This window comes from Streptomyces sp. NPDC001348 (assembly GCF_053597535.1).
Genome location: NZ_JBSFIK010000064.1, coordinates 16,861 through 38,880 on the forward strand (window position 1 = coordinate 16,861; position 22,020 = coordinate 38,880).

A 22,020-nucleotide genomic window follows, 5' to 3' on the forward strand; every position below is an offset into this window, starting at 1 on the left:
GCAAACCAGCGGCCCGCGCCGTGCGACTCGACCGCATCGGGCGCGCCCGCCACCGGCCGGCCCGGACCCGGGACCCGGAGATCCGGCCCGCGCCGGAGGGCAAACCAGCGGCCCGCGCCGTGCGACTCGACCGCATCGGGCGCGCCCGCCACCGGCGGCCTGCCCCGGCCCCGGTCGGCCTGCCCCGGCCCCGGACCGTCCGTCCCTGCCTTGGCTACTCTTGGCATAAGCGTCCATTTAGGGCGCTATCGGATATTTCGCTGGGGATTGCAAGATGGGTCTCGGTGCCGGCCTCCGGGCCGTGAAGCGCAGGTCCCCCGGTCGTGCGGCCATGGCGCTCGTGGCCGCCGCGGGCCTGGTCCTGGCCGGGGCCTGCGGCGGGGGTGGGGGCGGTGGGGGCGGTGGGGACCGTCTCAGCGTCGGCGTGCTGATGCCGGGCGGCGGGGCCTCCCGGTTCGGGCGGTTCGACCGGCCGCTGATCGAGAAGAAGCTGGAGCAGCTGTGCCCGCGCTGCTCGGCGACCGTCGCCGCCACACCCGACCCGGCGGTCCAGCGGCAGCAACTGGAGTCCATGATCACCAGGCGGGTGGACGTACTGATCGTCGCCGCCGTCGACCCCGAGCTGCTGCGCCCGTCGGTCGAGGACGCGCACCGGGCCGGCATCCCGGTCGTCGCCTACGACCGGCTCGCGCAGGGCCCGGTCGACGGGTACGTCAGCTTCGACGGCGAGAAGGTCGGCAGACTGCAGGGGGAGGGGCTGCTGAAGGCCATGGGCCCGAAGGCCGACGGCGGCCAGATCGTCATGATGAACGGCGCCACGACCGACCCCAACGCCGGCTGGTTCGAGCGGGGGGCGCTGTCCGTGCTCAAGGGCAAGGTGAAGATCGGCAAGTCGTACGACACCGTCGGCTGGCGGCCGGAGAACGCCTACGTCAACATGACCGGCGCCATCGCCGCCCTGGGCGGGGCCCACATCGACGGCGTCCTGGCCGCCAACGACAGCCTCGCCGGCGCCGTGATCTCCGCCCTCAACGCCACCGAGGTCAGGCCGCTGCCGCCGGTCACCGGCCAGGACGCCGACCTCGCGGGTGTGCAGCGCGTCGTCGAGGGCGACCAGTCCATGACCGTCTACAAACCGTTCAGGGCCGCCGCCGACGCCGCCGTCGAGATGGCCGTCGCCCTGGCGCGCGGCGGGGCGGCCGGGTCCGTCGCCACCGGCACCGTCGACAGCCCCACCACCAAGGACATACCGGCGGTCCTGCTCCCGGCGGTCTCGGTGACCGTCGGCAACGTCAAGGACACCCTGATCAGGGACGGTATATACACGGTTGGACAGATATGCACCCCGGAGTTCCGGTCCGCCTGCGCCAAGGCCGGACTCGTCCGGTGAGCTCACGGAGACCACGGACCCGGAGGCGGAAGGAGGTGGTCACGTGCCGGTTCAGCCCCTGCTGGCGCTGCGCGGTGTCTCCAAGCGGTTCGCCGCCGTCCACGCACTGGTGGACGTCGAGCTGGAGATCAGGGCCGGGGAGGTGGTCGCGCTCGTGGGCGACAACGCCGCCGGCAAGTCCACGCTGGTCAAGGTGATCTCGGGGGTCGGCCCCGCCGACAAGGGCGTCATCGAGTGGCAGGGCGAGGCCATCCAGATCAAGCGCCCCCAGGACGCCCAGACGCTCGGGATCGCGACGGTCTACCAGGACCTCGCGATGTGCGACAACCTCGATGTCGTCGGCAACCTCTTCCTCGGCCGGGAGATCCACCGGCGCGGCATCCTCGACGAGGTCGAGATGGAGCGCCACACCCGCGAGCTGCTGCACACCCTGTCCATCCGCATGCCCGACGTCCGCGCGCCGCTCGCCTCGCTGTCCGGCGGCCAGCGGCAGGCCGTCGCGATCACCCGCTCGCTCCTCGGCGAACCCAGACTGCTCCTGCTGGACGAACCCACCGCCTCCCTCGGCATCGAGCAGAGCACCCAGCTCCTCGACCTCATCGAGGAGCTGCGCGACCGGGGCCTCGGCATCCTCCTCATCAGCCACAACATGGGCGACATCAAGGCCGTCGCCGACCGGGTCGCCGTGCTGCGTCTCGGCCGCAACAACGGTGTCTTCGACGTGAACACCACGTCCCAGGAACAGATCATCTCCTCGATCACCGGCGCGGCGGACAACGCCGTCGCCCACCGCCGGACCCTTCCGGAGGAGACGTGGCCGTGAAGGGAAGGGGGACCCGGGCAGGCGCTTCCGACACCGAGTCCGACGCCGACCGGCGCCACGACGGACAGGGGAGGTGCACCGGACGTCTGAGGGCGTTCGGCGGCGCGGTGCGCCGAAGAGTGCGCGGAAGGGTCGACGCACGCGAGTTCGGCGCCGCCCCGGTCCTGCTGGCCCTCGCCGTGATCTGGACGGTCTTCGAGGCCCTCAACGACAACTTCCTCTCGCCGCGCAACCTGTCCGTCCTCAGCGTGGACATCGTCGGGACCGGCATGATCGCCGTCGGCATCGTGTTCGTGCTGCTGATCGGCGAGATCGACCTGTCGGGCGGCTCACTCGCGGGCCTCGCGGGCGCCGTGTTCGCCGCGCTGAACGTGAACCTGGGCATGCCGGAATGGCTCGCCGTGGTCATCGCGGTGGCCTGCGGTGCGGCCGCAGGGTCCGCCCACGGGTTCCTGTTCGCCAGGATCGGGGTGCCCGCGTTCGTCGTCACCCTCGCCGGCCTGCTGGGCTGGAACGGCCTGATGCTGTACCTGCTCGGGCCGGACACCACCATCAACTTCAGCGACGAGGGGCTGGTGGCCGACCTGACCAGCCGCTACTTCGGCGCCGCCGTCGTCACCTACGGCCTGGCGGCCGCGGGGACCGCCGCCTACCTCCTCGTCACCTACCACGACCACAAGCGTCGCCGCGCCGCCGGGATGCCCTGCCGGCCGGCCGGCGAGATCTGGGCGCGTACGGCCCTGCTAGGGCTGGTCTCGTTCGCCACCGTCCATGTCCTCGACCGTTTCGAGGGCCTGCCGCTGGCCCTGCTGATCTTCCTCGCGGTCGTCGTCGCGTCCGACCTCTTCCTGCGCCGCACGCCCTACGGCCGGCAGGTCCTCGCGCTGGGCGGCGGTGTGGAGGCGGCCCGGCGGGCCGGCGTCGACGTGGCACGCGTACGGATCGCGGTGTTCGTGGCGTCGGGGAGCCTGGCGGCGGTCGGCGGCCTGTTCGTCGCGTCGCGGCTCACCTCGGCGAGCCAGGTCCCGGGTTCCGGCATGCTGCTGATCAACGCCATCGCCGCCGCCGTCATCGGCGGTACCAGCCTGTTCGGCGGACGCGGCTCGACCTGGTCCGCGCTGCTCGGGGTGCTGATCATCCAGTCGATCGGCTCGGGCATGGCGCTGATGGACGTCGAGCCCTCGGTCCAGTTCATGGTCACGGCCGGGGTGCTGCTGACCGCGGTGGTCTTCGACTCGCTGGCGCGGCGTGCCGCGGAGTCGCGCGGGCGCGTCTGAGGGATGCCCGACCGGCGTCGCTCCGCGCGGCTCCGTACCGCTTCGGTGCTACTCCTTCCGCTTGCCGCGCAGCAGCCAGGTGGCTCCGCCGATGGCCAGGGCGACCGGCCACTCGAGAGCGCCTGCCACGGTGAGCACTCCCAGGCCCCCGTAGAAGACCAGGTCCCGGTTCTGCATGCTCGCGGGCAGGTTCTTCATCTCCTTCACGCCGGGCATCGCGACCGGGGGACGGAACCTGCGGGTCTGGGTGCCCGTGCCGTCGGGGTGCGACGTGCCGGTCCGCTCCTGCCGGGGCTGGGGGCCCTCACGCACGGGGCTCAGGCGCGTGCGTTCCGTTCTCGGCAGCCCCTTCTGGGCCCGCACGCGTTCGGCGGGCTCGAGCGTGGTCAGAGCGGCCGCGGACTGCCTCGCTGAATCAGCCATCCCGTCTCCTCCTCTCGTGTCGAGTCGGTGTGGATGTGCTTCTTCCATCCTCGCGCGCTTTGGCTCCGCCCTCACGGCGTCGCTCGACGATCGCCCGACGACGATCGAGCAGCGGCCCGGGGCGTGGTTCCGCTTCGCCGGTTCCGGGCCGGAGGCAGGTCCGTGCCGGGGACATACCACACAGGACACGGATTCCGGAAAAACCCTCCGGATGGGGCGCCGCTCTCCTACAGTGCTCATCCGGACAGCGGCAGCGCGGTGGCTGGGGAGAGCCGTACGCGCCGCACGACGGTCCGCCGCCAGGGGGAGGGGGAATCAGTTGTCCAATGCACCCATGCCGGTGTTACCCCAGTACACAGCCGACCTGATCACCCGTCAGATGTGTGCCACCGTACACATCGACAGCGAGTTCGCCCGGGAAGTCCTCGACGAGTACGCCACCGACCGCATCAAGTCGGTCGGACTGCCCTTCGGCGTGAACCTGGTGGCCCTGGTGCGACACGCACTGCACGCGGAGCGGCGCAGGGCCCGGCGCGACCGGCAGCTGCTCCTGCTGGAGGGACTGCTGGTCCTCGCGGTGGTGCTCGCCGGTACGGCGCTGGCCTCCCGCCACCCGGACCCGGCCGTGGCGCTGCTGGTGGCGGGGGCGGCCGTCTTCCCCGCCGCCACGGTCGTCATCTACCTCTGCGAATGGGACGTGCGCCGCGCCGTCCTGGCGCTGAAGGACACCAGCACACCGGTACAGAAACTGGCCCCCACCGCGGATCCCGCTCTGGAGGGCGACCTCAAGAGCCTGCGTACCGCGAACATCGTCGTCTACGGACTGGAAGCCGAGTCGGAGAACCCCTTCGTCGGCAGCGGGTGGCGCATCACCGAGGCGGTGTGGAGCCCGTTCGACATCAGCAAGCCGGCGCAGTCGCCGACCGGCGGACAGCTCACCCCGGAGCCCTTCACCGCCGCCGACCTGCACCACTACCTGGCCAAGGAGATGCCCAGGTCCACCGGTCTGCCGGGGCTGCGGGCCCGTAACCGGCTGTACGTGCGGGGCCCCAACGTCCGCGCCCTGGGGCCCGACGCGCTCCCCGACCCGACCCGAAGACCGGCCGTGTCCATACCGTCGGGCTATGTGAAGGCCGGGGCGGTACAGCCCGGCGGCGGCATGGAGACCTACCTGTGCCTGTGGGTCGTCGGCGCCGGCGGACAGGTGCTGGTGTCCATGCACCTCAAGGCGCTGCTCCACCCGCCCCTGCTGTCCTGGGAGGTCGCCGCCTACGTGCTGCCACCGCTCGGACCGCGTTTCAAACTGCCCGCCGAGTACGCGGCTTCGGAACACCGGCTGCACTGGAACGCCGTACGGACGGCGTTGGCGTTCACCCGCCACGGAGTGCTCGGCGCCGCCGGCCGGACGGCCCGCCTGCGCCTCAGGTCCGCGGAACGCACCAAGGAACTGGCCCGCGTCCGCAAGGAGATCGACCAGGGCTACAGCGGCTACGACTACGGCTCGGTCAACAGCCTGCGGGAGCGCGCCGCGCACTGGAAGGAGATGGGCTACAGCGAACGCCGGGACGCCCAGCACTACTTCAAGCTCATGGTGCAGGGCGTCCTGAGCTGCACGGCGGACTTCCTGGAGAGCCGCAACCTGGACGCCTCGGACATCAGCCGTCAGCAGCAGCAGATCGTCAGTCTGCAGACCTACAACTTCAACGGCGTCGTCAACCAGCTCCAGGCCGGCAACCACGGCCAGATGAACGTCAACCAGCCGGTCACACCACCCGGTGGAGGCGCCGGCGCCGGTGTGCCGAACCCCGGCCCCCAGCCGGGCGGCCCGGTCTCCCCGCCCGGCCTTCCCTGAGCGCGCCGCGACCACCTCACACGGAGGACGACGATGAGCACCTACAACTTCAACGCGCCCGTCACCGGACAGGTCCAGATGGGCGACCACAACACGATGAACGTGAACCAGCAGGCGGAGGCGGTTCTCGCACTGTCGAAGCGGCTGGTCGACGAACTCGCGCGGGTGAACTCGCCGCTGCGGTCGCACGCGGAGGAGATCCGCGGCGAGCTGATCAGAAGCGATCAGGAAGGGTCGGCCCCGGACACGGGCCGTATTCGGCGGCGGCTGGAACTGATCAGCGCCGGCGTCGGCGCGGGCAGCGGACTGCTCGCGCTGGTCCAGGGCATCGCCCAGGCGGTCGGCATCCAAGCGATCGGCGGCTGAGGCGGTGGACGGGCGTACGGGGATGACACGCGGGCGGGCCGCGGCGGGCCTGCGGTCGGCGGCGGGAACCCTGCGGACGCCGGCGAAGGGCCTGCGGTCGGCGGCACAGGCCGTGCAGTCGGCGGAGAAGAGCCTGTCGGGGGCGGCGCAGACCCTGCGGTCGGCGGCGGAGACCCGGCAGCCGCCGGTGAAGAGCCTGCTGGCGGCGGCGGGAACCCTGCAGTCGGCGGCGGGGACCCTGCGGGCACCGGCGAACAGCCTGCGGTCGGCGGCCGCGACCCTGCAGTCGGCGGAGAAGAGCCTGCGGTCGGCGGCGGATGCCCTGCAGCCGGCGGCGACGCCATGAGGCTGTACCGGCTCGGTGACGCGCTCCACCCGAACGAGCCGGCGGCAGTCCCCCGGCCCGATTCCGCCGTGGGCCGTGCCGGGTTGCCCGCGGAGCTCCCGCGGAGCGCCGAGCCGCTGCTCGCGGACGCCGCGCGGCCGAGGCCCGGAGTGCCGGGACCGGTGCTGAGCCACACCCGGACGCGCGGCGGCGACACGCTGCTGTGCCGGACGGTCGCCGCGGACGGAGCCGCCCGGGCCCGGCAGGTGACGGCCTGCCATCTGCCCGCGGGCCCGGACGGGCTGCCCGACCGCACACCCGTCGAGACATGGCGGTCGCCGCTGTGGGACACGTCGTGGACACTGGACGTCGCCGCCGACGGCATCCCCGAGTGGTGCGACGACGAGCACCTCGCCCGGTTCGCCGCCGAGCACGCCGAACGCGTCGAGCCGTTTCTCGCCGACGTCCGGCGGCTGTTCTCCGCACCGGCCGGGCGGCAGATCGTGATCGCCGAGCGCGATCCGGACACCGTCGCCCACTGGATCGCGCTGGCCTGCGCCTCCCTGCCCGCCGTCCACGCACGAGCCCTGACGTTCGACCTGTGCGCCGTCGACCCCGGCAGCGCACCGCAGCAGATCCTCGGCATCGGCCCGGAATCCGGGTTCGAGCGGCACGACGAGACGACGCTGAACCATCTGTACCGAGTGCACGACGGGCTCGGCGGACCCGGCAGCCCGCCGATGGCCGGGCCCGACACCTGGGCGCAGGTCGCGGCCCAGGTGTGGCACGAGGGCCGGGCCCCGCGCGCCGCGTACGCGCGTGGGACCGGCGCGACTCCCTTCGACCTCGGCCCGCTGCAGGACCTGCTGCAGGACCTGCTGCACCCGAACCGCTGGAAGATGCCGGGGCTCGTCCGACGGGCGTCCCGGCCGGGCAACGCCGAGGCGCTCGGCGAGGCGGGCCGGCGGCCGGCGACCCAGGCCGCGGAACCCGAGGACGACGCCAACCTTCCCGGCGGCGCCATGCACGCCCAGCGCGGTGACATCCCCACGGACCCGGTCGGCACCCATCCCGGGGCGGCCCGCCCCGCCGGCGCCTCGTCCCCTCCGCTGAGCCGGGCGGAGGTGACCGCCGTCCTCGGGGACCTGGATGCGCGCGTACCGGAAGGTGCCGAGGACCGGCTGGGGACGATCCTCGCGGGGCTCGGTCCGGGCGCGGACCGGGCCGAGGTGGTGACCAGGCTGGTCGTGGCGGTCGACGCCCGCCTCAACGGGCCGCCCGCGCAGTGGGCTTACCTGCTGGAGATCCTGCACGCCGTGTCCGCCGCACGGGAAGGCCCCGGCGGGTCCGCCACCGATGGCGGCCGGTCTGCGCCGGAGGCACTCGAGGAGAAGGTCGCGGCACGGCTCGCCCGGTATCTGGTGGGGCCGAACGCGTCCCCGGACCCGGCGACCGGAGAGCTGCTCGACCGGCTGCCCCTCCGCCTCCAGCGCCTTCTCCTCGACCGGCTCGCGGAGTCCGACCCGGGCGAAGCGCCGCAGAAGCTGGTCGAGCTGGCGGCCTCGCCGCTGGGGGCCTGGCTGACCGGCCGGTACGACCAGGCGCCGCTGCGGCTGCGCCTCGTCCTGCAGGCCCATCGCCTGCGCACGAACCAGGTCGGCGGCCTGCAGCTGTTCCGCACCCTGCTGGAGTCGTCACCGGCCGCGCCGGAGCGCGAACCGTGGATGCTCCAGCTGATGTGGTGGCTCACCTGGCCGCGGGGAGGGCCGGGTCCGGCCGAGGCCGTCGCGCTGCTGGTCCTCTGCCCCCACGGCCTGGTCGTCGACGCGGGACTCGACCGCCTGCTGGCCAGACTGCTCACGGCGCCCAACGCACCGGTCGACGAACTGGGCGCACTCGCCCGCGAACTCGTCGCCATGGGTGCGCGACTGACCCCGCAGCAGGACCACCTGGCGACGGTACTGACCCTCGGCCGGCAGCTCGAAGCCCATGACATCGCGCCGCACGAAGCCATCGAACGGATGGAGACCCTGCTGGGCACGCACCGTGTGCCGGAGTCGATGCGCGCCCACTTCACCCGGAAGCTCGCCGTCCGGCTGGCCGAGGCAGAACCGGCCGAGCTGTACGACCCGTACATCGTCCGCCGGCTCAGCCGTCCGCTGGACGAGGACCTGCTCGCCCACTACGTCACCGCGCAGTTGACGCCCCCGCGGAAACAGCGCCTGGTCGAGGCCCTGGCGAGCAGCCACCACGACGCCGCGCGGTTGTTCATCGCCTGGCGCGAGGACAACCTCGCGGCCTCCACGGCCTGGAAAGGGGCGGTGGCACGGCTCGTCGACGAGGTGTTCGGCGACCTCGTCGCGCGGCTGCGCCGGAGCACGGGCGTCGACCACATCGAAAAGGTCGCCCGATCCCTCGACTCGCACGAGCCCGCCGAATGGGTGCGCGTCTGGCACGACTTCGTCAACGGGCGAGCCGGTCCGGGGCCCACGCCCCCGGAACCCGCCCCCGACTGACCCGCCCCCCACGTAAGCCGCATTCACGGCCGCACCCGCATCCCACAGACCACCCCCCACGAGACACCCGCACCACGAGCGAAGCCGGACGCCGTTGTCCGGCCACAGGGAGGACCCGCGTGAGCGACATCCCAGGCGGCCCCATGGCCAACCGTCCTGTTCATTTCATCTGGATCCTCGACTGCTCCGACTCGATGAGGATCAACGGCAAGATCGGAGAGCTGAACTTCGCCATCCGCGAGGTGATCCCGGAGATGCGCAAGGCCGCGGACGAGAACCCGGCCGCCAGCCTGCTGGTACGCGCCATCACCTTCGCCGAGAAGGCCAACTGGCACGTCGAACAACCCACGCCCATCCACGACTTCACATGGAACGACGTGAAGACCTCCGGGTGGACGAGCCTGGGCGCCGCGCTGAAGCTCGCGGCGACGGCACTCGAGATGCCCCCGATGCCGGAACGGGCGCTGCGGCCCGTACTGGCCCTGGTGTCCGACGGTCAGCCGACCGACGACTGGCGGGCCGGGATGCGGGCCGTCGACGCCACCCCGTGGGGGAAGCGGGCGGTGCGCGTCGCCGTGGCCATCGGCCAGGACGCCGACAAGGCCGTGCTGAAGGAGTTCCTGGCCAACCCGGAGATGGACCCCATACTCGCGTCCAACCCGCAGCAGCTCGTCCGGGCCATTCGCTGGGCCTCGACCATGGCCGTGCGCGCATCGTCCACGCCCGTGGGGGGTGGTGACAACGCGCAGACCACCCCGCTGGCGAAGAACGTGCCGCCTCCGCCGCCGGCGCCCGTCGCAGACGATGACGACGACGTCTGGTGACAGCGACGCCGGACGGTACGGCCTGGGCGCTGCTGGAGGGCGCGGTGAAGGGCCGTAACAAGAAATACTCACAGGACAGCCGCGTCGCACGGTATGTCGCGGGCGGCGCCGGTGTGCTGCTGGCCGTCGCGGACGGCCACGGCTCCAAGGCGCACTTCCGCAGCGACCTGGGCTCCCGCTGGGCGGTGGAGGCGTTCGCCGCCTGCGCGGGCGCGCTCGCCGAGGACATGGTGCGTCGCGGTGGTGACGAGGCGCACTGGCCCGCGGTGCTCGCCGCGGCCCGCAGCCTGCCCCAGCAGATCGTGCACACATGGCGGGACCGGGTGGCGCTGCACGAGTGCAACTCCCCCGCGGGCGGGGACTGGCAGACCGTCCGGTCCGGCGGCCCCGACCTGATCCCGTACGGCAGCACCCTGGTCGGGGCGGTGGCCGTGGGGCGGCTGCTGCTCTGCTGGCAGCTGGGCGACGGGGACATCGTGCTGGTGGACGAGTCCGGGGCGCCCTGCGTGCCGCTGTACGACGGGCCGGAGCTGGGGGACGAGGCGGACTCGTTGTGCCAGCCGGAGGCGTGGCGGCAGATGCGGATCCACTGGCAGCGGCTGCCGGACGACCGGCGCACCGCCGTGCTGATCTCGACGGACGGGCTGTCCAAGAGCTTCACCGACCACGAGGGGTTCGTCAGCTTCGCCGACGGGTTACGGGACCGGGCCCGGGACCAGGGGCTGGGCGCCGTCCAGGACCAGCTGGAGAACTGGCTCGCACACGCGGCCAGTTACTCCGGGGACGACTCGACCCTGGTCGGCGCGTTCCCCGCCGCGCGGTACGCACCGGCCGGGTCCGGCCGGTGCCCCCGGGAAGAACAGGAAGAGACGGAAGGAAGACCATCGTGAACGGGATCCTGCCCGAGGGGCACAGGCTCGTCACCGACAACGGCGACCCGATCACCGTCGGCCGGCTCTTCGGCGGCGGCGGCCAGGGCGAGGTGTACCTGGCGAAGACCCCTCAGGGGGACCGGGCGGTCAAGTGGTACTACCCGGCGCAGGCGACCGATCAGCAGCGGGACATCCTGGAGGGGCTGATCGGGCTCAACTGGCGCGACCACCGCTTCCTGTGGCCGCGGTCGGTGGTCTGGGACCCGAACGCGCTGAGCGGCGGTTTCGGCTATCTGATGGATCTGCGACCGGACCGGTTCAGGGACCTCCAGGCGCTCTTCCGCCGCGACCCCTCGGTCGGCAGGGTCACCCCGCGCACCCTGGTGATGGCCGCGATCCACACCGTCGAGGCGTACCGGGCCCTGCACTCCCGGGGCATCGCCTACCGGGACATCAACTGGGGGAACATCTTCTTCGACCCGGTCAACGGCGACATCCTGGTCTGCGACAACGACAACGCGGTGTTCGAGGGCGAGGCCGCGGCCATCGCGGGGACCATGGACTTCATGGCACCGGAACTGGTACGCGGCGATCCGGGCGCCATGCCGGACACGCAGACCGATCTGCACTCCCTGGCGGTGCTGCTGTTCATGCTGTTCATGAACCACCACCCGTTCCAGGGGGCCCTCGCGCTGCAGATCCGCTGCTTCGACGACGCCGCGCAGCGCAGGCTCTACGGCACCCGGCCGGTGTTCGTCTACGACCCGGCCGACACCGGCAACCGTCCGGTTCGCGGCGAGCAGGACACCGTGATCGCCACCTGGAACGCCCTGCCCGACGTGCTCCGGAAACTCTTCGTCCAGACGTTCACCGTCGGTCTGACGAACAGGGACGAGCGGGTCCGGGAGAGCCAGTGGCGCGACGCCCTGAGCACGGTCCTCGACAACACCCTGGTGTGCGCGCGGTGCGGCAAGCTGAGTCTGGACCAGCCCGGTGACACGGGGCCCGACTGCTGGAAATGCGCGCACCGGCTGGACCTGCCGCCCCGGCTCGACCTGCTCGTCGGTATGGGCGCGGTGCGCAGCGCCCGCCCGATCCGGCTGGTGCGCGGTGGGCACGTCTACGCCCACCACATGGTCAGCGACCCGCTGCAGCACGACTTCACCGCGGTCGTCGGGGAGGTCACCGAACACCCGCAGAAGCCCGGCCGGTTCGGCCTCACCAACCGTTCGAAGGACACCTGGACCACCCGCCGGCCCGACGGGACGCCCCAGCCGGTCCCACCCGGCCGGACCGTCGCCCTGCGCTCGGGCATCACCATCGAGTTCGGCAACGGCGCGGAGGGAACGGTACGGGTCTGACGGGCGGGGGCGGCGGGTCCGCACGACACCGGGCACGGGCGCCGACCGTCCCCGGGTGTCACCCGCGCCGGGCGCGCCGCCAGGGCCACAGCCTCCGCCACCAGGGGAGACGCCGGGTACTCGGTGGCCGGCCACCGGCCGCGCGTGGCGGCACGGGCGCGGGCGGCGTGGTCCCGCCGCCGGTCACCGGCGGCGGGGGCGCCGACGGCGGGGGCGCCGACGGCGGGGACGGTGACGGGGGCGGGGCGGCGGGGACGGTCCGCCGGGCGGGGACGGCGGCGACCACCGTGGCGTCCGGCCGCGGCACCGCGCCGACCGTGACAACGGCCTCGTCCGGGCTGAGGGGGATCTCCACCCCGTGCGGGCCCATCAGGCTGCGCGCCACCCTCCGCTCCCGCACCCGGCCGCGCTGCTCCCAGCGGACCAGCACCAGCACGGCCGGATCCGGCCAGCGGAAGCGGACCCGTGCCGCGTCGGCGCCGGTGCGGTCCACCGCGAGACCGGTCACCTCCTCCGGGGCCTCTATGAGCACGCTGGGGCCGGCCACGGCCCGCCCGCTCATGACGCTCACCGCGGTGACCCGCGTCGCGGCGCCCCGTGACGGCCGCAACGTCACGCGCCGCCGGCCGGAAGCCCCGTCCTGTCCGCCGGCCGCCGGGCCGCCGAGCGGCGGGAGAGCGGCGTACAGGTCGGTGACGTCCTCGCCCGGTGCGACGGGCCACAGCGTCCACGGCACCAGGTGCTCGGAGCCCCGCTCCGGCGGCGTCCAGACGATCTCGACCCGGCCGTCGTCGTGGATCCGGTCCACCGACATCTCCGGCACGAGCGACGGCCACTCCTCGGCACGCACCGACACCGTGCGGCCGGGGGACCACAGCAGTTCGCCGGTCGGCGCCCGGTATCCGCTGCTGACCCGGTACGAGTGGTCGCCCGCGGGCAGCGGCCGGTCGACCAGGCCGGCGCGTCCCCCGGGCACGGGCGGCCGCGTCCCGCGCCGCACCCGGACGCCCGCAGCCTTCCGGTGGGCCTGCCAGCCGAGGGACACGCCGTCCGGGACGGCCTTCCACGTCAGGTCCCGCACCTCCGGGACCGACAGCACGACACCGGAGACACTCGGTACGCCGGCGGCACGGTCGCCGTACAGCGGTACTACCGCGTACCGCAGCCGGGTCGCGACGGGGACGGCGGTGTCGAGGACGGTGCCGGCGGAGCCTGCCGACGCGATCTCGACGGCCTGCTCCGGTGCGCCCTCGGGGAACCGCACCACGGAGTACCGGGCCGGGCCGCGGCGTCTTCCGGCGGCGCCGACCGGCTGCCACTCCAGGGTGACGGTGTCCTCGTCGAGCCCGGTGTGCAGGACGGGGCCGCCGCCCGGGCCACAAGAGTCCGCGAGGAGCGCCGCCGCACCCAGCAGTCCGGCCCGGGCCCGTGGATCGTCCACGGCGATGCGGGCGGCGCCGAGCCAGGCCTGGGCCGCCGGCTCCGATCTGCCGGCGGCCTGGCGCCGGGCCGCCGTCGCCATCAGCGACCGGGCGGCCGTGGTACGTCTGCGCAGTTCGGCCAGGGTGGCGGCCAGGGCGGGGTCGTCGGGCCGGTCGGGCAGGAGCGCCGTCAGCCGGGTGGCCCGGTGCAGCCGCCCGGCCAGCAGGGCGTCGGTGATCTGCTCGCACGCCTGCCGGGCCGGGCCGTTCGGCGGGAAGCCCGCCGCGACGGCCGCGCAGAGGGCCGCCGACTCCGCGGGGTCCACGCCGAGGGCCTCGGCCGCCTCCCGGGTCGGTCCGCCGGCGCGGTCGGTGAGCAGGCAGGCGAGCTGGTAGAGGACGATGCGGCGCAGGTGCATGGCATCGCCGCGGGTACGGCGGCGGAGCCGGTTCAGCAGGCCCCGGACCGAGTCGGCCCGCGGGTCGCCGCTGCCCTCCCAGCGTCTGCGGCAGTCGTTGAGGAACGCGGAGTCGACGCGCTGCCAGTTGCCTCCGCGGCCCGACAGCCACAGTCCGTCCAGCACCCGGAACGTGGGCGTGCCCGTGCCCTTCGCCGCCGGGGGCGCCGGTCCCGGCCGGGGCGCCAGCAGGAGCGGCTCGGCGGCGTGCCGGAAGCCGAGGTCGGTCAGTCTGCGGCTGAGGGCGGCGAAGCCGGGCAGGGCCGGTATGGCGGGCAGCACCGAACCCCCGGCCGCCGGGCCGGCGCCTTCCGGCGCCGGTGCCGTACCACCGTTCACGTGTCGCTCCATCCGTCCGTTCCGCCGGGGCGTACGCGGTCCTGCCGGGGCGGGCCGCTCAGCTCGGCGAGGTGTAGTAGTACACCCACAGGCGTGCGGTGTCGGCCTCGGCGGTGAGGTTGAGGAAGTCCTCCGTCGCGGTGTTCCGGCCGAACATCCGGGGCTGGGCGCGGTGCAGCAGCTTGTTGATCCTGCGCGCGTACTCCGTGCCGTCCCGGGTGCCGCCGAAGGTGAGGACGAACGCCGCCTCCTGACCGGTGCGGGCCTTGGTGGCCTTCTTGATCTGCCGGATCAGCGAGGAGTCGTCGGTGCCCGACACATGGAACTCGAACCGGCGTTTGGAGACCGAGCGCGGGCCGGTGGGAGTGGGGCTCGGCGTGGGGCTGTGCACCGCGGTCGGGCGGGGCTGCGGATGCCGGTTCGCCAACGGGTCGGCCTGGTCGCCCATCGCGACCAGGGCGAGGACGAGCAGGAAGTCCGCGAAGAGCCAGCCGGCGAGCGCGATGGTGCCGAGCCGCCCGCGGCGGCGGACCGGCCGCGTCATGCGGGTGCTCCGGGCCGGGCCCCGTTGCCGGACACGCCGTGGGTGTTCCCGGCCAGGCGCCGGATGCCCTCGTCGAGCCGTGCGGCGGCGTCCTGCCAGTGCGCGGCCGCGGCGTCCCACCGCTCGGTGGCCTTGCGCATCCCGTCCACGGCGTCACCGGTGCGGCCGGCGCTGCTGACCATGGACTGGGAGGCCCGGTCGGTGGCCTGGACCGCCTGCCCGGACAGTGTGACGAGCTCCCCCTGCACCGTGGTGAGCTTCTTGAGCGCCGTGTCGATCAGGGTGCCGGCCTGCACGATCCGGTCGCCGACCTCGCGGACCGCAGTCGCGTTGTCCTGCCCGGTGCGGGTGGTGCTGTCCTGCGCGCTGCGGACGGCGTCGACGGCCGTCGCCTGTGCGTCGCGCAGGGCGTCGGCCCCGGAGCGCACCGCCGTCTCGATACGGTCGGCCGCCGCGCCCAGTTGCGGCACCTCGTCGGACAGCCGGTCGGTGGCGGCGGACAGGGCCGTGACGGCTCTGTCGGCGCTCTCGGCGACCAGGACCAGGCTGTCGTGGCTCTTCGCCACCTGCCGGGTCAGGGACCGCAACTGACCGGCGGCAACGGTCAGTTCGGCCGCGAACCGCTGCGGGGAGCCGTGCCTGTGCGTGACGAGGAGGAGCTGCGCACGGGTCAGTACGGACACCAGCTCGGCCAGTACGGCGTTTCGCTCGTCCTCCTGGTCCGCCAGTTCGCGCTCGGTGCGGGCGCGGACACAGGCGTGCCACACGGCGAGCAGCACCAGGAAGCCGATCAGTCCGACCGCCGTCAGCGCCACGCTGTCGAACCGCTCGTAGGACGACAGATGCCCGTCGAAGCCCGACTGCCACAACTGGAGGAACGGCCGCGACGCCTCCTTGGGGTCGTCCTCCGCCAGTTCCCCGTACGCCTCACCGGCCATGCGCAGTCCGGCCCAGGTGACCAGCAGGGGCACGAAGACCATCACCCCGAGGGCGGCTTCCAACGGCCCTTCCCGGACCTTGCGCAGCCAGTCCCACAAGCCCTTCCACGTGGCCTGGTTGGCCCTCTTGGCGCCGGGGGCGGTCGGTGGGGGCGGCGCGGCGGCCCCGGGCGACTCCACGCACTCCGGCCGGGCGAAGGCCCGTATCAGGTCGATCTCGGCCCAGACGTCCAGATCCTGACCGCGCGCCAGGTCGTCGGCCAGCGCCCGCAGTTCCTTCGCACGGCGCTGCAGCTGGGGTTTCGCGGCCAGAGTCCGTAAGTCGCGGGTCAGTTCCGCAGAGTTCGCCAATGCCGAAAGCGGCACTCCCCCACCCCCTGTGCTCAGATCCGCGGTCTCCCGCGGAGCTGCACTCCACCACATTCCCGGCGCTCGCACACGCCCTTGCTCATTTTGTGACTTTTCCAGGGAGTACCGGTCGAAATCCTCCGGGTCGGCCCGCGGTGAGCACCATCCGGAAACGGGGGGCGCCCGACAGCATCCGCCAGTAGGCCGCGTCCGTGTCGCCCAGGGGCGTGATCTCGGTCATCGGACGGATGCCGTGCACGGCCAGGGACGCCGCGTCGGTCGGTGCCGGCGCGTCGGGGATCCGGGCTCTGCGGGGCCCCGTTGCCGGAGCTCGTAGTCTGCCGGGCTCCGGCATCGGGACCATCCGCAGTGCTCCCCGTGGGTCATGGTGCACGCCCGGCGCACGCCCGCGCATTGCCGGTTCCCGGCAGTGTTCATTAATGTCTGCCTGCCGGAGCCGCAGGGGAGTCCGTGAGGAAGGCGTCGCCGGCGGATCGGAAACGGGGAAAGTCATGACGGAGCAGGAACCACCCGGCCACTATCTGTACGGGTACGCACAACTCCTGGCGGACGTCTCCGCCACCGGGCGGCGGCTGACCCGGGACGAGATCGAGTACCGGCGTGTCCTGGGCGAACAGGCCGCCGAGGCGGGCCACGGACTGCGTTCGCTGGTCCGCGCCCACCTGGCCGCCACCCGTGCCGCCTGGCCCGGCGACCAGGGGTCCGCCGACAGCACCCTCGCCGCCGTGCAGCAGGCCGTCGACGCCTTCGCCGAGGGCTACGAGCGCGCCCAGCGGCACGCCGTGCGCAAGGAGGAGGCCGCCCGCCGGGAGTTCATCGACGACCTGCTCTACGGCCGCAGCGACCTCGGACGTCTGGCGGAACGCGCCGAACGCTTCGGCCTGCGCCTGTCCCAGGCCCACGCGGTCGCCGTGGCCGAGGGCCCGACCGCGTACGACGAGAGCGGGCCGGTCCCCCGGCAGGTGGAACGCGCTCTCCTCGCCCGGTTCGGCGACCGCAGCATCCTGCTCACCACCAAGGGCGGCCGGCTGCTGTGCGTCGCGCCCGGCGACCAGGACGAGATCCTCACCCACTTCGCCCAGCAGGCGCACGCGGCCACGGAGGGCGGCCGGGTCGCCATCGGCCGCCCCCAGCCCGGCGCCCGCGGGGTCGTCCAGTCGTACGAGGAGGCGCTCAGCACCCTGGAGCTGGCCGAACGGCTGCAGATGACGGAGCCGGTGCTGCGCGCCGCCGACTTACTCGTCTATCCCGTCCTCACCCGCGACCGGCAGGCCCTGGCCGACCTCGTGCGCGGCGCGCTGGGTCCGCTCACCGCCGCCCGGGGCGGCGCCCAGCCGCTGCTGGACACCCTTACGGCCTATTTCGAGTGCGGCTGTGTGGCCGCCGAGGCCGCCCGCCGGCTCTCGCTGAGCGTGCGCGCCCTGACCTACCGGCTGTCCCGTATCCACCGCCTGACCGGCGCGAACCCGGTCGATCCCGCCCACCGGTACATGCTGCAGACGGCCGTGATCGGGGCCCGGCTGCTGGACTGGCCCGCCAGACAGCTGTGACGTGCTGCGCTTTGGGCGTGCCTGGCGCATGGTGGTGGCATGAGTACGGGTCCTCCTGTGGTGGTGCTGCCGCCGGCCGCGGACGGTGGGCGGCAGGTGACCGTGCGCGGTGAGCGCGTGGGGACGGCGTACGACCTGTTCGACGTGCTGGATCTCGTGCACCGTGCCGGGCTGCCCGCCGTGGACCAGGCCGTCGACGATCCCGAACTGATCGAGTGGCGCGGCGGCGGGCCGTACGACTGGAACGGGGGCGCCACCGGGGCGGGCGCCGACCGGGGCGGGACGGGCGGCCCGTGAGCCGGGCCGCCGCCGGTGTCAGGTGTTCCAGCTCTCGTCGTACGGATCGTGCGGCGTCGGCACGGGACGGGCGGCGGTCACCTTCAGGAACGGGATCGGTCCGTTGTTGACCGGGTCCCTGACCTGCTTCGACGTGTACGCGCCCGTCACCTGGAGCCAGCTGTCCGGCTGCAGGACCGGCGGGATCCTTCCCGTCAGGCCGATCTTCACCGGCTGGGCGTCCGCGGCACAGCAGTTGAGGGCCATCCGGACCAGGTAGGGGGTGCCGGTGCGGTCCAGGGCGACGAACCCGGTGATGCGGACCTGCCGGCCGCCGAGGGAGCGTCCGTGGTCGTAGACCGCGCGGCCCGCGTAGTCGACCAGGCTGATCGGCACCGGGTTCCCGGCGGGCAGGGTCGTGTAGCCGTACGGGTGCTGCAGGGCCGTGCCGGTGCGCATGGCGCTGTAGGAGCCCAGGGCGGGCGGGGCGACCAGGATCAGGGCGAGCAGGGGGAGGACCAGGAGCCAGGAGATACGGGGCTCGCGGTGCGTGTGGGCGTGACCGTGGTCGTCGTGCTCCGGGGCGTGGTCGTCGTGTTCCGGGGCGGTCGAGGGCTTGCCGCGGCCACGTCTCCACTCGTACCAGGCCGTCGCCAGCGCCGTCACCACCAGCACCGCCCCGGCCGCCAGCAGCAGCGGCTGCAGCCCCGCCTTCACATAGCGCAGGTAGAGGTCGGTGAGGCCCGCGTGCAGCAGGGCCGCGCCGGTCAGGAACAGGACCGCCGCCTGGGCCTGCCGGTTCACAGCAGCACCGCCGAGGTGAGCACCGCGCCCGCGATGGCGAGGGCGAAGGTGGCGGGGGCGAAGCGCACGGCGAAGCCCCGGCCGAAGGTGCCGGCCTGCATCGCGAACAGCTTCAGGTCGATCATCGGGCCGACGACCAGGAACGCCAGCTTGGCCGTGAGCGAGAACTGGGTGAGCGAGGCCGCCACGAACGCGTCCGCCTCCGAGCAGATCGACAGCAGTACGGCGAGGACGGCCAGGGCCAGGACCGCCACCGCCGGGTTGCCGGCGGCGGTGCGCAGCCAGCTCGCCGGGGCCACCGCCTTCAGCGTCGCCGCGGCCATCGCGCCGAGCACCAGGAAGCCTCCGGCGTGCATCATGTCGTGCCGCACCGACCCCCAGAACGCCTCCCCCTTGCTCTGCCCCTCGTGCGGGGCGTGCGCGGGCTGGCGTATCCAGTCGGTGCGGCCCACCCGCTGCCAGAGCCAGCCCATCACGCAGGCCACCAGCAGGCTCCCGGCGAAACGGGCGAGCACCATCTCGGGATCGCGCGGGAAGGCGACCGCCGTGGCCGTCAGCACGATCGGGTTGATCGCCGGGGCGGACAGCAGGAACGCGATCGCCGCGGCGGGGGTGACCCCGCGCCGGACCAGCGCCCCGGCCACCGGCACGGAAGCGCACTCACAGCCCGGCAGCACCGCACCCGCCATCCCGGCGACCGGCACGGCGAGCGCGGGCCGGCTGGGCAGGGCCCGGGCGAAGAACGCCGGCGGCACGAACACCGCGATCGCCGCCGACAGCAGGACACCGAGGGCGAGGAAGGGCAGCGCCTGGACGACCACCGCCACGAACACCGTCATCCAGCTCTGCATCACCGGGGCGGACAGCGCGCCGCGGACCCGGCCCTGGAAGAGCACCACCAGGAGCAGCAGCAGGGTCAGGGCGAGCGGCGAGTTGAGGTGCCAGCCCTCCCGGCCCCGCCGTCCGCCGGCTCCGGGCGACGCGCCGGCCCGCGTGTCGGACTGCGTGTCGGACCGCTCGTCGGGCGGCGCGTCGGGCGGGACCCGTCCGGGCGGGGCTTCCTCGGTGATGGCCACGGGTGGGTACCTCCGCGTGCGGGCGCCGGCCCGCGGTCTGGGTGTGTCTTCTCCCTCCCCATCAGTACGGCACTCGGGCTCCGGGCGTTCAGGTGATCGCTGGAACCACCCGTCCCGTTGGGGCAGTCTTTCCCCTTGTGGCGAGCGTTCCGTATCAGAGTGGGCACAGTGGTGCGCCCGCACGCATGGTGGTGTGCGGGGACGACGGGCTCGCGCACCGGCTGGCAGCCGAGTTGCGCGGGGTGTACGGGGAGCAGGTGACGCTCGTCGTACCGCCGAACGACCGCACCGCGCGGCCACCGGTCGTGGGACGGGCGCGGGCCGCCTCGGCGGCGCTGCTGGACCGGGTGGTGAGTGCCGCCGTGGGGCGCGGTCCCGGGGCTCCTGGCGGCAACGGCAACGGTGGCGGCAACGGCGAACCGCCGCGCGGCGAACGGCTCCTGGAGGAGGTCGAACCCAGCGAGGCCGTGCTCGCCGAGGCGGGTGTCGAGCAGGCGGTCGCACTGGCCCTCGTGTACGAGGACGACGAGACCAACATCCGTGCCGCGCTCACCGCCCGGCGGCTCAACCCACGGCTGCGGCTCGTCCTCCGGCTCTACAACCGCCGGTTGGGACAGCACATCGAGGAACTCCTCGACCAGGCCGCCGCGTTGGCGGGGAACGACGCGGCCGCGGGCGACGCGTCCACGGTCGTGCTGTCCGACGCCGACACCGCCGCGCCCGCACTGGCCGCCACCGCGGTCGCCGGCACCAGCAAGGTCGTGCAGACCGACGAGCTGCTGCTGCGGGCGGTGGAGCGGCCCCCGCCGGCGCCGGGGCAGGTCGCCGACCCGGGGCTGTGCACGCTGGCCCTGCTGTCGGCGACCAGCAGTGACCCGGCCGGGGCGGACGGATCGGAGGGCAGCGGGGAGCACGGGCCGCGGCTGCTGCCCGACCCGGCGGAGGTGGACGCCGCCACCGGGCGCGGGACGGTGGTGCTGGAGCAGGTGTCGTACTCCGCCGGGGCGTCACCGGCGGCGGGGCGCGGGGTCGCGGGCGTACCGCCGTTCGCGTCGCTGTTCTCGCGGCGGCTCAGGTGGTCGCTGGCCGGGATGGTCGGGTGCGTGGTGGCGCTGGCCGTCGCCCTGTCCGTGGTGACCGGGATCCATCCGCTGAGCGCCTTCTACCTGACGCTGCTGGACATGTTCGCGATCGACGACCCGGCCATCGGCCAGTCCCTCGGCCGGCAGATCCTGCAACTGCTGTCCGGGCTGGTGGGGCTGCTGATGCTCCCGGTGCTGCTGGCCGCGGTCCTGGAGGCGCTGGGCACCTTCCGCACCGCGTCCGCGCTGCGCAAGCCGCCCCGCGGGCTCGGCGGGCACGTGGTGCTGCTGGGCCTGGGCAAGATCGGCACCCGGGTGCTGACGCGGCTGCGGGAGCTGCACATCCCGGTGGTGTGCGTGGAGTCCGACCCCGACGCGCGGGGGCTGGCCGTGGCGCGGCGGCTGCGGGTGCCGGTGGTCCTGGGTGACGTGACGCAGGAAGGGGTGCTGGAGGCCGCCAAGATCCACCGGGCGCACGCCCTGATGGCGGTGACCAGCGCGGACACCACCAACCTGGAGGCGGTGCTGTACGCGCGGTCCGTGCGGCCCGATCTGCGGGTGGTGCTGCGGCTGTACGACGACGACTTCGCGACGGCCGTGTACCGCACCCTGCGGGCCGCGCACCCGCACGCGCAGACGCGGAGCCGGAGTGTGACGCATCTGGCCGCGCCCGCCTTCGCGGGCGCGATGCTCGGCCGCCAGATCCTGGGGGCGATTCCGGTGGAGCGGCGGGTGCTGCTGTTCGCCGTGGTGGACGTGGGCGGGCATCCGCAGCTGGAGGGGCGGACCGTTCAGGACGCGTTCCGGGCCGGGGCCTGGCGGGTGCTCGCGCTGGAGGGGCGGCCCGAGGTGGACGAGAGCCATGTGCTGCGGGCGGAGGACCGGGTGCTGCTGGCCGCCACCCGGCGCGGGCTGGCGGAGTTGCTGGGCCGGCGCGGGACGCCCGGTGGGGCCGGTGGGGCCGGTGGGCCGGCCGGTGCGGGTCGGTGAGACGACGAGCCCGCACCGGGCGCCCCAGGGGGGTGTCTTGTGGATCATGCCGGGGTCGCGGGGCCTGGCACGCACTCCCCCACTCTCGACTTCGCTCGAGCGGGAGGGGCCCCCACCGGCGTTGTCGTCGGTTGCCAACTCCCC

The 22,020-nt window shown here is 73.6% G+C and carries 19 protein-coding genes; 13 read left to right on the plus strand and 6 right to left on the minus strand.

The window, feature by feature from the left end; translation table 11 throughout:
- Positions 1-274: 274 nt before the first annotated feature.
- Genes ACWC21_RS39230 through ACWC21_RS39240 form a run of 3 tightly spaced genes read left to right on the plus strand, consistent with a single transcriptional unit; the run spans position 275 to position 3,490 of the window.
- Positions 275-1,390: a sugar ABC transporter substrate-binding protein gene (locus tag ACWC21_RS39230; RefSeq protein ID WP_450889305.1), complete on the plus strand. Its 1,116-nt coding sequence runs from the start codon at positions 275-277 to the stop codon at positions 1,388-1,390.
- A 43-nt stretch (positions 1,391-1,433) separates the two neighbouring features.
- Positions 1,434-2,213: an ATP-binding cassette domain-containing protein gene (locus tag ACWC21_RS39235; RefSeq protein ID WP_450889307.1), complete on the plus strand. Its 780-nt coding sequence runs from the start codon at positions 1,434-1,436 to the stop codon at positions 2,211-2,213.
- Positions 2,204-3,490, plus strand: a complete 1,287-nt coding sequence (locus ACWC21_RS39240; protein ID WP_450889308.1) for a sugar ABC transporter permease — start codon at positions 2,204-2,206, stop codon at positions 3,488-3,490. The genes ACWC21_RS39235 and ACWC21_RS39240 overlap by 10 nt, the downstream gene beginning before the upstream one ends.
- A gap of 48 nt (positions 3,491-3,538) precedes the next feature.
- On the opposite strand, the gene ACWC21_RS39245 is transcribed toward ACWC21_RS39240, so the two are convergent.
- Entirely contained in the window at positions 3,539-3,913 is a 375-nt protein-coding gene (locus ACWC21_RS39245) for a hypothetical protein (RefSeq protein WP_450889310.1), read from the minus strand.
- Between the two features lie 334 nt (positions 3,914-4,247).
- On the opposite strand from ACWC21_RS39245, the gene ACWC21_RS39250 reads away from it, so the two are divergent.
- From ACWC21_RS39250 to ACWC21_RS39280, 7 genes are all read left to right on the plus strand, one after another.
- Entirely contained in the window at positions 4,248-5,765 is a 1,518-nt protein-coding gene (locus tag ACWC21_RS39250) for a hypothetical protein (protein ID WP_450889312.1), read from the plus strand.
- 33 nt (positions 5,766-5,798) lie between these two features.
- Entirely contained in the window at positions 5,799-6,131 is a 333-nt protein-coding gene (locus ACWC21_RS39255) for a hypothetical protein (RefSeq protein WP_450889314.1), read from the plus strand.
- A 22-nt stretch (positions 6,132-6,153) separates the two neighbouring features.
- Positions 6,154-6,477 (plus strand): hypothetical protein, encoded by a 324-nt coding sequence (locus tag ACWC21_RS39260; protein WP_450889315.1) that lies wholly within the window; start codon positions 6,154-6,156, stop codon positions 6,475-6,477.
- Positions 6,474-8,972 carry a GTPase-associated protein 1-related protein gene (locus tag ACWC21_RS39265; protein WP_450889317.1) on the plus strand — a complete coding sequence of 833 codons (2,499 nt, stop codon included), beginning with the start codon at positions 6,474-6,476 and terminating at the stop codon, positions 8,970-8,972. The genes ACWC21_RS39260 and ACWC21_RS39265 overlap by 4 nt, the downstream gene beginning before the upstream one ends.
- 143 nt (positions 8,973-9,115) lie before the next feature.
- Complete coding sequence (locus ACWC21_RS39270) at positions 9,116-9,796, plus strand: vWA domain-containing protein (protein WP_450889335.1); 681 nt, start codon at positions 9,116-9,118, stop codon at positions 9,794-9,796.
- The gene (locus tag ACWC21_RS39275; protein ID WP_450889318.1) at positions 9,793-10,686 is read left to right on the plus strand and encodes a protein phosphatase 2C domain-containing protein; all 894 of its coding nucleotides are present in this window, start codon (positions 9,793-9,795) and stop codon (positions 10,684-10,686) included. The genes ACWC21_RS39270 and ACWC21_RS39275 overlap by 4 nt, the downstream gene beginning before the upstream one ends.
- Positions 10,683-12,029 carry a protein kinase domain-containing protein gene (locus tag ACWC21_RS39280; protein ID WP_450889320.1) on the plus strand — a complete coding sequence of 449 codons (1,347 nt, stop codon included), beginning with the start codon at positions 10,683-10,685 and terminating at the stop codon, positions 12,027-12,029. The genes ACWC21_RS39275 and ACWC21_RS39280 overlap by 4 nt, the downstream gene beginning before the upstream one ends.
- A gap of 58 nt (positions 12,030-12,087) precedes the next feature.
- On the opposite strand, the gene ACWC21_RS39285 is transcribed toward ACWC21_RS39280, so the two are convergent.
- From ACWC21_RS39285 to ACWC21_RS39295, 3 genes are read right to left on the minus strand one after another with little or no spacing between them, the layout of a single operon-like run.
- Complete coding sequence (locus ACWC21_RS39285; RefSeq protein WP_450889322.1) at positions 12,088-14,247, minus strand: hypothetical protein; 2,160 nt, start codon at positions 14,245-14,247, stop codon at positions 12,088-12,090.
- A gap of 58 nt (positions 14,248-14,305) precedes the next feature.
- Positions 14,306-14,791 carry a hypothetical protein gene (locus tag ACWC21_RS39290; protein WP_450889324.1) on the minus strand — a complete coding sequence of 162 codons (486 nt, stop codon included), beginning with the start codon at positions 14,789-14,791 and terminating at the stop codon, positions 14,306-14,308.
- Positions 14,788-16,080 (minus strand): hypothetical protein, encoded by a 1,293-nt coding sequence (locus tag ACWC21_RS39295; protein ID WP_450889325.1) that lies wholly within the window; start codon positions 16,078-16,080, stop codon positions 14,788-14,790. Before ACWC21_RS39295 ends, ACWC21_RS39290 begins: the two co-directional genes overlap by 4 nt.
- Before the next feature lie 509 nt (positions 16,081-16,589).
- Here ACWC21_RS39295 and ACWC21_RS39300 point away from each other — a divergent pair.
- Positions 16,590-17,648, plus strand: coding sequence for a PucR family transcriptional regulator (locus ACWC21_RS39300; protein WP_450889327.1), 1,059 nt, complete (start codon positions 16,590-16,592; stop codon positions 17,646-17,648).
- Between the two features lie 39 nt (positions 17,649-17,687).
- Positions 17,688-17,945, plus strand: coding sequence for a hypothetical protein (locus tag ACWC21_RS39305; protein WP_450889329.1), 258 nt, complete (start codon positions 17,688-17,690; stop codon positions 17,943-17,945).
- Between the two features lie 18 nt (positions 17,946-17,963).
- Here ACWC21_RS39305 and ACWC21_RS39310 read toward each other — a convergent pair whose 3' ends face one another.
- A complete protein-coding gene (locus tag ACWC21_RS39310) occupies positions 17,964-18,728 on the minus strand; it encodes a TIGR03943 family putative permease subunit (RefSeq protein ID WP_450889330.1) in 765 nt (254 codons plus the stop codon).
- Complete coding sequence (locus ACWC21_RS39315) at positions 18,725-19,804, minus strand: permease (RefSeq protein WP_450889332.1); 1,080 nt, start codon at positions 19,802-19,804, stop codon at positions 18,725-18,727. Before ACWC21_RS39315 ends, ACWC21_RS39310 begins: the two co-directional genes overlap by 4 nt.
- Positions 19,805-19,989: 185 nt before the next feature.
- On the opposite strand from ACWC21_RS39315, the gene ACWC21_RS39320 reads away from it, so the two are divergent.
- Positions 19,990-21,876, plus strand: a complete 1,887-nt coding sequence (locus ACWC21_RS39320) for an NAD-binding protein (protein WP_450889334.1) — start codon at positions 19,990-19,992, stop codon at positions 21,874-21,876.
- Positions 21,877-22,020: the final 144 nt, after the last annotated feature.